Origin of the sequence: Sphingobacterium haloxyli (assembly GCF_002980525.1) — a bacterium.
GTDB lineage: Bacteria > Bacteroidota > Bacteroidia > Sphingobacteriales > Sphingobacteriaceae > Sphingobacterium > Sphingobacterium haloxyli.
The window spans coordinates 102,506-113,675 of the sequence record NZ_PVBQ01000014.1; the positions used below are offsets into that span (position 1 = coordinate 102,506).

5 protein-coding genes are annotated in these 11,170 nt (G+C 41.6%); all 5 read left to right on the forward strand.

Features of this window, described 5'->3' with window-relative positions; translation table 11 throughout:
* Positions 1-80: 80 nt before the first annotated feature.
* The 5 genes from C5745_RS15840 to C5745_RS15860 all read left to right on the forward strand — a co-directional run bounded on the left by C5745_RS15840 (position 81) and on the right by C5745_RS15860 (position 10,996).
* Complete coding sequence (locus C5745_RS15840; RefSeq protein WP_105717978.1) at positions 81-3,257, forward strand: SusC/RagA family TonB-linked outer membrane protein; 3,177 nt, start codon at positions 81-83, stop codon at positions 3,255-3,257.
* Positions 3,258-3,274: 17 nt separating this feature from the next.
* Complete coding sequence (locus C5745_RS15845; RefSeq protein WP_105717979.1) at positions 3,275-4,777, forward strand: RagB/SusD family nutrient uptake outer membrane protein; 1,503 nt, start codon at positions 3,275-3,277, stop codon at positions 4,775-4,777.
* Between the two features lie 450 nt (positions 4,778-5,227).
* Positions 5,228-8,401 carry a SusC/RagA family TonB-linked outer membrane protein gene (locus tag C5745_RS15850; RefSeq protein WP_105717980.1) on the forward strand — a complete coding sequence of 1,058 codons (3,174 nt, stop codon included), beginning with the start codon at positions 5,228-5,230 and terminating at the stop codon, positions 8,399-8,401.
* 14 nt (positions 8,402-8,415) lie between these two features.
* Positions 8,416-10,104 carry a SusD/RagB family nutrient-binding outer membrane lipoprotein gene (locus C5745_RS15855; protein ID WP_165793108.1) on the forward strand — a complete coding sequence of 563 codons (1,689 nt, stop codon included), beginning with the start codon at positions 8,416-8,418 and terminating at the stop codon, positions 10,102-10,104.
* Positions 10,105-10,120: 16 nt separating this feature from the next.
* Positions 10,121-10,996, forward strand: coding sequence for a hypothetical protein (locus tag C5745_RS15860; protein WP_105717982.1), 876 nt, complete (start codon positions 10,121-10,123; stop codon positions 10,994-10,996).
* Positions 10,997-11,170: the final 174 nt, after the last annotated feature.

An 11,170-nucleotide genomic window follows, 5' to 3' on the forward strand; every position in this document is an offset into this window, starting at 1 on the left:
AAATTTGTCTATATGTCAGTAGTTTCCGGAATAGCATAAGCGATAATCAAATAACAAATTAATAACTAAACAACACAAACATGAAACAAAAATTACTCAGTTTAATTTTTGTGCTGACGTGCCTAATAGGGGTGTCGTTTGCACAAAGTCGACAGGTGAGTGGGAGGGTAACTTCAGCCAAGGAAGGAAGCCCTGTCGGAGGAGTGTCCGTAGCGGTAGTGGGTACATCAACGGCTACCCAAACGAACGAAAACGGAGACTATACTATAGAAGTGCCAAATGCTGGCGCAAGCCTTATTTTTTCCTATGTCGGATTTTTGTCTCAACGTATCAATGTGAACGGACAAACGGTTATTGATATACAATTGGAGAGTGATGAAACCGAGTTGGACGAGGTTGTTGTGGTTGCCTACGGAACTGCCAGAAAGTCGGAGGTCACGGGGTCTATAGCGACCATTGGATCTGATGACTTAGAAAAGAGAACCGTGACGAACATTTCCAATGCCTTAGCGGGTATGGCGCCCGGTATTTCGGTTAGCTCTGGAAATGGACAACCAGGTTCAGGAGCTAATGTTCGATTGAGAGGGATTGGATCTATGAACGCCTCAAGTGAACCCTTGTACGTCGTTGACGGAGCTCCATTTGACGGCAATATTGGTGATATTATGGGAGCTGATATTGAAAGTATTTCCATATTAAAAGATGCGACGTCTGCAGCGTTATATGGTTCCCGAGCTGGCAATGGTGTGATTATGATTACTACCAAAAAAGGTCGTGGGACACCAAAGCTAAACGTGAGTCTGCAACAGGGAATTTCGCAAAGAGGTATTCAGGAGTATGAAACTATTGGTACGTTTGATTATTATCCGACTGTATTTCAGGCTCTTAAGCATAGTGAGATGTTCTCCGGAGATAGACTAAGCGGAGAGGAGGCTAGTCAAGCCGCACTGGCAGCTATTAAAAACGAGCTAGCTTATAATCCGTTTGATGTTCCAGACGATCAAATTTTAGATATAAAAGGTCGCATGAATCCAAACGCTGGATTGAAATATGATGATTTTGATTGGTTCGATGCTATTCAGAGAACGGGAAAACGTACAGACGCGAATTTGAACGTTGCTGGTAGCGCTGATAATTCGGATTATTACGTATCACTCGGTTACTTGAACGATCAGGGGTATGTTTTGAACTCCGATTTCCAACGATTCAATGGACGAGTAAATGTAAACTCACAGATAAAAGACTGGTTGAGAACAGGGGTTAATATTTCGGGGTCTACTTCAACTGGTACCTTAGCTGTCGACGCTTCTACAGGAAACGGCAATTCTTACGTCAACCCGTTTAATTTCATTCGCGGGCTAGGCTCTATTTATCCTGTACATGCCTACGACCATACGACTGGCGCGCCAATTGTAGATGAAGTAACGGGTACCCACTATTATGACTACGGAATGCATCCGGGTGCGATTAATAGACCCGGAGGAGCTTCTGCTGGCAGACACGTTGTGTACGAAACGATGTTAAATGACAGAATTAATAAGAGAACAATGCTTGGCGGAAGGGCCTTTGCGGAGGTTAAGTTCTTAAAAGACTTTACTTTTACACCCTCTATTAGTTTGGATATAACCAACCGTAATTGGGATTATACTTATAATCCGATAGTAGGTGATGGCGTATCTTATAACGGTCTGGTTTATGGATTGAATGATGTGACAAGGTCATACACATTTAATCAAGTGTTGTCATATAGAAAATCTCTGGACGGGGTACATAATATATCGGCATTAGCAGGCCATGAGAATTATGATTATCAATTTAACAGGAAAACAGCAACAAAAACAGGACAAGTCACTGGTGGCATCACAGAATTTGATAATTACGTTACACCGTTCTCTACGACAGGCTATAAAAATGTCAATCGTATAGAATCTTGGTTCGCAAAGGGGTCATATAATTATGACGAAAAATATTTCTTTGACGGGTCGGTAAGAAGGGACGGTTCTTCGATTTTTTCTAGATCAAAACGTTGGGGAACATTTTTCTCTATTGGTGGAGCTTGGGCTATTTCGAAAGAAGACTTCATGCAGGACGTGTCGTGGGTTAACGACTTACGTTTGAAATCTTCTTATGGTCAAGTAGGCAATAATCATCTCCTAGACGCCAATAACAATAGAATCTATTTCGGCTATCAAGCATTGTATGAGCTAGGCTATAACAACGGTACCTTGCCTGGCACTATTCTTTATAGTTTAGCAAACCCCAACTTGACCTGGGAGACGTCTAGTACCTTCAATCTTGGACTGGATTTTAGCTTATTTTCGAATCGGCTGAGAGGAGAGCTAGAGTTTTATCGTAGAGGGTCCGATCAGCTATTAATGACTGTACCTCTTCCGTTGTCTGCTGCTGTTAGTTCTCAATTCCGGAACGTAGGAGCTATGTATAACAGAGGATTTGAAATTTCGCTTACAGGCGACTTGATTCGGAAGCAAAACTTTACTTGGACACTGACGAAAAACTTGACGACCTTCAAGAATGAGATTACAAAGATGCCTGCAGAGACACCCGTCATTACTTCGGGCACCAAAAGGAGAGAAGTGGGGAGAGACTACTATTCATTTTGGTTGAGACAATATGCGGGTGTGGACCCATCTGATGGATCTTCGTTATATATCCCGGCGGAAGGAACAGCATCGGAACATATTAGAAGTGTTGATGGAGTTGATTATGTAGTAAATCAAAACTATGCTCGTTTTGGTTACGCTGGGACATCTATTCCTGATTTAGTAGGATCCATAATGAATACATTTAATTATAAAGGTATAGGAATGTCCTTTCTGTTGAATTATCAAATTGGAGGTAAGATGTATGACAGCCAGTATGCTGGGCTCATGTCGACAAATTCGTTTGGAAAGTCATATCACATCGACGCGTTGAAGGCTTGGACGACAGACAATACGACAAGTGGTATTCCAAGACTTGATCAATCGAATAGTGCAAACATTAATGCCGCGTCGGATCGATGGCTGATCGATGCATCGTACTTTAGTATCCGAAATGTCAATGTTTCTTATAATTTACCATCTAACTGGTTAAATGCTATAGATATGTCTTCAGCTAGAGTCTTCCTAACCGGAGAAAACCTGGCGTTATTTACAAAACGAAGAGGTATGAATCCAACGGAAGGATTTGATGGCACAAATAATACTACGTACTTGCCAACCCGAATTTTTAGCGTAGGAATTAATGCTTCATTCTAATTTAAGGAATAAACATCATGAAAAAAATATTATTATCAATATCCGTAGTTTCTATACTCGTGTTTGCAACGGGGTGTAAGAAAGATTACTTAGAAACCTCACCTACAGATAAAGTCAGCGAAGAGGAAATATTTTCCTCTATCGAGAATGCTAACACCGCTCTAAATGGTATATATCGGTTTATGTTTGAGCGGACAACGGTTATAGACTGGAATGTTCAAAACAAACCAGGCATGGGAGGAATTTTATTAGCCATGGATTTTATGGGAGAAGACCTTCATATTAGTTCTGGAAACTGGTATACCGTTACCGGGGAAGGAAATTGGCAAGGGCATCGAAACGATAACCACAGACTCACTGAATATTACTATAGGACGCTTTACAAGATTATAGGTGACGCCAATTCTATTTTGGATAATATCGATGATATTATCGCTACAGACGAACAAAAAAATACAGTAAAGGCACAAGCCCTGGTATTGCGCGCATATGCATACTCTTACTTGGTTCAATTTTATGGGGAACGGTATGACGCGACAAAGGGAATTAATAACCAGCTTGGGGTTCCATTGGTGCTAACTGCGGCGGATCAAGTTATGCCGAGGGTCACTGTTGAGGAAGTCTATTCGTCGATTGTGAAGGATTTGGACGAAGCAATAGCCTTCGATATAAGCGCAAGAACTAATAAATCAATGGCGAATAGAGATGTGGCGTTAGGAATTCGTGCTCGGGTAGCCCTTACAATGCAAGATTACGAAAGTGCGATCCGTTATGCGAATCAACTAATTGATCAAAATGAATATACTTTGATGAATCAGGAAGACTATATGCGAGGTTTTAATGACGCTAACGTTTTATCTGAGTTTATTTGGGCTTCGATGCCAACACAAGACCAAGGAGATGCTTTTGGATCTTATTTCGCTCAGATTGCTTATAATGCTAATACTTCTTTCATGCGCGCTAATCCGAAACGTATCAATTCGGCGTTGTATGATAAAATATCAGAAACTGATATCCGAAAGCAAATTTGGGAACCGGAGCCTGACGAAGTTAACTTCCCCTTGCCCCTGCCTTCTTTTGCGAGACAGCCTTATATGTCGAGGAAGTTTGCCATTAAAGCGCCTGGTGGATCTTTAGGAGATGTTCCGCTATTAAGACTCTCCGAAATGTACTTGATTTTAGCGGAAGCTTATGCTAGCTCCAATCAAGATGGTTTGGCTCAGGATGCGTTATTTGAGTTTGTAAAAGTGAGAGATCTAGAAGCCACTAAGTCAACTAATACAGGAAATGTCCTCCTGGAAGAAATATGGACACACCGTCGTACAGAACTATGGGGTGAAGGCTTTAGATTCTTAGATTTGAAGCGGCTAAATCACCCCTTAGATCGAGCAAAGACGCCGAATTTTGTTAGTTCCACCGTGGGCGGATTGATGGCGGTTCCGATAGATGACGATCGATGGCAATTTTTGTTCCCACGACCAGAATTAGATGCGAATCCCGAAATTGTACAGAACGATTAGTTTGTGTTTGTTCTTCACGAAAGAATGCCTGCTCTAATATATTAGATGGGCATTCTTTATTTGAAACTTACCTGTAAACATTATAAGGAAACGGATATTGACCGCCCCCATTTCTTATTGAAGCGGCTTGATTGCTTTACGCCATTTGTCAGCTGTGCGAAACAAATTGTTAATCTGAATTTCTTTGCTAAAAAAATCAGACAATTTTATTTTTTATAAATTGTTCTATATTTGTAATGTTTAACAAATTTTAACAAAACGATTTTGTTATCCTATACTAACAGAGAGAAGATTAATGCTGATCAGTTCTAAAATAGAAAAAAGAGCGGTCAGAATTGTCTGCATTTCTATTTTGACTCTTTGTGAATCTTTATTTATTTGGATTGGATAGCAGTAAAAACTAGTAACGAAACAATCTTTTAACTAAACAAATACTAAACAAAAACAAACATGAAACAAAAATTACTCAGTTTAATTTTTGTGCTAACGTGCCTGGTAGGGGTATCGTTTGCGCAAAATCGACAGGTGAGTGGTCGCGTGACATCGGCAGCTGATGGATCTCCATTGTCGGGAGTTTCCGTGGCTGTGGTGGGTACGTCAAACGCCACGCAGACCGATGGAGATGGTAACTATTCCATCTCGGTTACAGGAAATGACGCCGTATTTGCATTTTCGTATGTCGGGTACATCAGCCAACGAGTTAATGCGGGTGGCCGATCCGTTGTAAATGTAGTATTGGCTGCAGACGAAGGGACTTTAGAAGAGGTCGTGGTAACCGCAATGGGGATCCAACGACAGGCTAAAAGTTTAACTTATGCGCAAGCGAATGTTGACCCCGAAGATTTAGTGCAAAACTCGGAGCCGGATATCTTGAAATCCATGCAGGGAAAAGTCGCCGGTGTGGACATTCGTACATCACAAGGTACACCGGGAGCTGCAACACGTTTCCAGATTAGGGGTAACGCGTCGTTTACGGGAGACAACCAACCGCTTATTATTGTTGATGGTGTTCCTTTCGATAATTCTAGTGTTGTGACAAGTAATCAAACATCCGGAGGTACAGCATATTCATCAGGTATCGCCATGTTGGATCCGAATGATATCGAAACCATGAACATTCTAAAAGGTTCTGCTGCATCCGCGTTGTATGGTTCGAGGGCTTCTAACGGGGTGGTATTAATCACGACTAAGTCTGGAAGCGCGAAATTGAACAGACCGACATCGATAACGTTCAGAAGTTCCGTTTCGCTAGAAAATATAGCAAACCTACCTAAATATCAAAATCTTTATGGAGCAGGGGCCAACTTTGCCTATTCAAACTCTAATGGTTCATGGGGGCCAGCGTTCAGGAACTTAGATAGTATCGCGGCTTGGGGTCCCTATATAGACGCAGGTATTTTTGCACCTGGAAGTAAAGTTCCATACCAAGCATACCCGAACAACGTGAAAGACTTGTTTAATACGGGCGTTGTTTATGAAAATTCCGTTGGTATAAGTGGTGGTACCGAAACTGTAGGCTTCAACATGACTGCCTCTATGATGGATCATCAAGGTTATGTGCCTAACTCTAGTTTCAAACGCTATAATCTTTCTGCGGGTGGAACTGCTAAATTATATGATAAACTAACGGCGAGAGCCAATCTGACATTCGCGAACTCCGGTCAAATCGGAGGATATTTTGGTGAAAACCAAGTGTCGGGAGCAGCTTCACAGTTTGCGCGTTCATTGTTCTTAGCAAGAAACTGGGATGTATCATTACCTTGGGAAGACGCGAACGGACATAACCTCAACTGGTTAGGGGCCGGTCAATTTGATCATCCAACATGGTCGGCACACAATAACTTTGCGACAACGAGAGAAAACCGCATACTGGGTTCGGCGGGATTGGATTTTGAAGCAACCGATTGGTTAAGCTTTAGCTATATGTTAGGAACAAATATTAGTTTCCTAGATCGTTCGGAACGTTATGAAATCAGTTCACGTGCTTTTGAGGGAAATGGAGCATTGATATTAGACGGAAGGGATCATAAGGAACTCGAATCTACTTTTCTTGCTACTTTTACTCCAAAGATTAATGAAGATATTTCTTTAATTGGTAGAATAGGACACAACTATAATCAACGTGTTACGGACCGTGTAATCAATGAAGGTAGACGGTTCATTACCCCTGGGATCTATTCTTTAAAAAACACGGCTCAACAAATTTTTGACACGGATCAGGTATTCAAACGTCGTATAATGGGCGTGTTCGCTGAAGCCAATTTTGGTTTTAGAGATTATTGGTTTGTACAGTTGGTTGGACGTAACGATTGGTCTTCTACTTTACCTTCGAATTCCAGATCTTATTTCTATCCAGGAGTATCTACCTCTTTCGTTTTGACCGATGCTTTGAATATGGATAGCGATATCTTAAATTATGCTAAAGTCAGAGCTGCGTGGGCAAAGGTAGGTCGTGATACAGACCCCTACATGTTACAAGATGTGTTCTTGTTCGGGCCGAATTTTCAAGGCCAACCGACAGGCCGTTACGATTATACGGCGTATGATCCGAACTTGACACCTGAATTTACCAATGAGGTCGAGTTAGGAACAGAACTTCGTTTGTTAAAAAATAGATTGACTGTGGATTTCACATGGTATAACAAAATTTCTACGGGTCTATTGGCTCGCGCAGGAATGCCTAACTCTTCCGGTTATGATTTCCTTTTTACCAATTTCGGCAAAATCCGAAATAGAGGTGTTGAGATTTCTTTGGGAGTAAAACCATTGTCTCCAGAGTCTCCTGTTCAGTGGAGCATAGACGCCGCATTTACGAAGAATAAAAATATGGTATTAGACTTAATGGAGGGAACGGACAGAATTCAATTGAGAGGTGTCTTGACAGGTGTTTCTCCATATTTGGAGCCGGGGATGCCTTTCGGGTATATCAGAGGAACGAAATCTATGCGTGACGATGAAGGAAACCTGTTGATCAATCCGGCAACGGGAGCGATGATCGAGGATCCCGAGGAGGGTATGGTTGGTGACCCTAACCCGGACTTTAAGCTGGGTATCAATAACCGAGTTAGTTACAAAAACTTTACGTTGATGGCGCTTTTCGATTGGACCAAAGGCGGAGATATGTATTCCGTGACTAATTCTTCTTATTTGGGTAGGGGTGTAACCAGAGATACGGAAGGTCGTGAATATAATGCTATTATCCCTGGTGTGTATGGCGATCCGATAACAGGTCAGCCGATAATAGACGGAGATGGCAATAAAATCCGCAACCAAACGAGAATAGCAGTCAATGACTTGTACTTCTCTCCAGATCCAGGCGTGGGGCAGACATTTGCGATCAATACCGCTACGGAATGGAATATTTATGACGCAACTGTATACAGATTGCGTGAGGTGTCTCTGGGTTATGAACTTCCACAGAAATTATTCGCCAACACGTTTGTTAAAGGATTGCACTTTAGCGTTACTGGCAGAAACCTGTGGTTCTTTGCGCCGAACTTCCCTAAATATGCTAACTTCGATCCAGAGGTCAACAGTTTTGGTTCATCCACGACGCAAGGTTTTGACTTGTCCGCTGCACCAACTACACGCCGTTATGGATTCAATCTAGTTGCTAGATTCTAAAAATGAAATGTATCATGAAAAAAACTAAATATTTTATCATAGCTGCCGTTGCTGTTTTTGTTACTTCGTGTTCAAAACACTTCGATATTAACGATAACCCCAATGATCCGCTCGCGTTATCAGAGGACGTGTTATTACCAAGGATTCAAAAATACCTAGCTTACGGGCTTTCGATGGGAAGTGACACTGATGAAAACGGTGTTTCTAAAGGTGGGTTTGGTACAAATCTATCTGCCTATACACATCAGATGACACATTACGGCAATGCCGATCAATACGGTGCACTGCCGAATGACTATTTTTGGGATGCTGGCTGGTCTCTTTTGTATAGAGACGTCTTGACAAATACCGAATTTATTATTAATCAAGGTACCGAAAACGGAAATCCTCGGTATGTCGGTATTGCTAAAATAATCAAAGCTTACGCATATTCGGTATTGGTTGACTTATTTGGCGAGGTTCCGTTTTCTGAAGCAAACCAATTGACTACAAATCAAATCAGATACCCTAAATACGATAAAGGCGAGGATATTTATCCACAATTATTTACTCTGCTCGATGAAGCGATAGTGAATTTGCAGAGCACAAGTGCGGAAAATGAAATTGTACCGGGGGCGGATGATGTGATCTACGGGGGAAATATGGCCCGTTGGATTAAAGCGGCAAATTCCATTAAGTTGAAACTGTTGGTGCAGCAACGTAAAGTGAAGGATGTAAGTAGTGAGGTCAATGCACTGATTTCAAGCGGAGATTTGATCTCTTCTACAGCAGAATCTTTTATGGTACCGTTTGGGATAAATAGCGCTACGGATGACCGTAATCCTGCTTTCTCTCAGTATTATGCAACACAGCGTACCATGTCACCTTCGCCATGGCTTTATGAGATCATGAAGGGGTATAATAATAATATATTGACTGGTATCGAAGATCCTCGAATCCCGTATTATTTTTATAACCAGATGACGGAAGATGATGCCCCTTCAGATATCGTAGAATATCGGGATGGAGGATTTGTTTCTATCTATTTCGGATCACAAGGACCAAACAGATCAAAAAATTCGCAGAATGTGATCAGTTTATTTGGAATATATCCGGTCGGTGGAAGATATGATACGGGTGCGGGTGGTACCGCTAGCGCAAGTAGTGGAACTGGAGCTGCACCTTATAGGATGATCACGTATGCTGATATCTTGTTTTTGCAGGCGGAGTTAGCACAAGAAGGTCTAATATCCGGCAATGCGGGAGAGCTTTTAGAGAAAGCGATATCGGAAACTTCTAAAATGATAGACTATGTTGTTGCCAATAATCAGTCTTCACAGTCTGTTCCTGTATTGTCAGGATCTGATGAAGAAGATGATTATATTTCTGCTGTTATGGCACAGTTCACTTCTGCCTCGAATGATAAAAAGCTGGAGCATATCATGACGCAAAAATGGCTGTCCTCTATCGGATCATGGGTTGACCAATATAATGACTATAGAAGAACAGGTTATCCAGTTCTGTTTAATCCTGCGGACTTCGGTGGGATTGTAACACCGCCAGCGGGCGGAAATGGTGGTGACGACATTGCTCCTGTACGTGTTGTTTTGAATAGACCGTTCCCACTTTCTTTACCATTTATAGCTGATGAGATAAATAAAAACACAAATGCACCGGCTCAAAAGGGTAATTTGGGTACAGCTAAAGTATTTTGGATGCCTTAATTAATTTTGTATTGAAATGAAGAAAATATTTAGCATATTGATGCTGTTGTCACTGGTGGTGGTTTCAGCATGTAGAAAAAGTGATAACGCGACTATGCCTGACGGTATGGTATATCTTAATCAGCCGCATATTACGAAAATTTCGGGTAGTCCGGCAATACTAGATGATGATCCAATGTCTTTTGAAGCAAAAATTGGTATCGATTTATATTTTAAAGATTCGGATAAAAAGCCAGATTATCTAGATTTTGTGGTGATGAAAAATGGAGACGCCAAAAATGTAAAAACACTGAAAGGCAACATTACATCCTATCCCGATGAGTTCGACGTATCCGGCCAGTTGTTGACTGATTTGTTCGGAACTATTGTTGCTGGGGATAGCTATGATTTTGGCGTAAACTATATTACCGGAGGAGCGACCTATCTTGCTTTTCCTGAGGTCGGAGATGGTTATGGTGCTAATGTTGGAAGCCAACCAGACGCGTCCCCGACGGCTCGCTATTCCGCTATCTGTAGTTATATTGCGGATGATTTTATCGGTGACGGTAAGTTTAAAGTTGTTACAGATGGTTGGGCTGATTTTGGTGTAGGATCTATCGCAGACGTGGTTAAGGTAGACGAATCCACCATTGCGATCACTTATCCTATAGATGGTTTTAATCCGATTACCATCGATATTAATTTAGGAGATAATACCGCTTCTGTTGCGCGTCAGCCCTTGGGAACCTATGGTGGTTCTTGGCAGTATGGTACGTTATATGTAGCATCTACTGGCGGAGGAAATGCGAACTATGTAGATCCATGTAGCGGCAGAATCAGAATTAACGGTTCGTATACCGTTTCAGCGGGTGGATTTGGTGCCTTTGTACTAGAATTAGAAAAAGCACAATAAAACCGAATTTCATAATATAATCAGAATGAGGCCGTCTCAAAAATAATTGAGGCGGCTTTTTCATTTTTGGAGGTTTCCCAATATTTTTATCGAAGGTTTTCTGTTTTTCTGATTCTGTAATGTTTTTGGGAAGACCGGAAGGCATGTTCTGTTTTCAGGGTAAGCTGCCGGTGT

Excerpts from the sequence above, each read along its gene's own strand:
- C5745_RS15840 (WP_105717978.1), top strand. The coding sequence starts at position 81 with ATGAAACAAAAATTACTCAGTTTAATTTTTGTGCTGACGTGCCTAATA.
- C5745_RS15845 (WP_105717979.1), top strand. The coding sequence starts at position 3,275 with ATGAAAAAAATATTATTATCAATATCCGTAGTTTCTATACTCGTGTTT.
- C5745_RS15850 (WP_105717980.1), top strand. The coding sequence starts at position 5,228 with ATGAAACAAAAATTACTCAGTTTAATTTTTGTGCTAACGTGCCTGGTA.
- C5745_RS15855 (WP_165793108.1), top strand. The coding sequence starts at position 8,416 with ATGAAAAAAACTAAATATTTTATCATAGCTGCCGTTGCTGTTTTTGTT.
- C5745_RS15860 (WP_105717982.1), top strand. The coding sequence starts at position 10,121 with ATGAAGAAAATATTTAGCATATTGATGCTGTTGTCACTGGTGGTGGTT.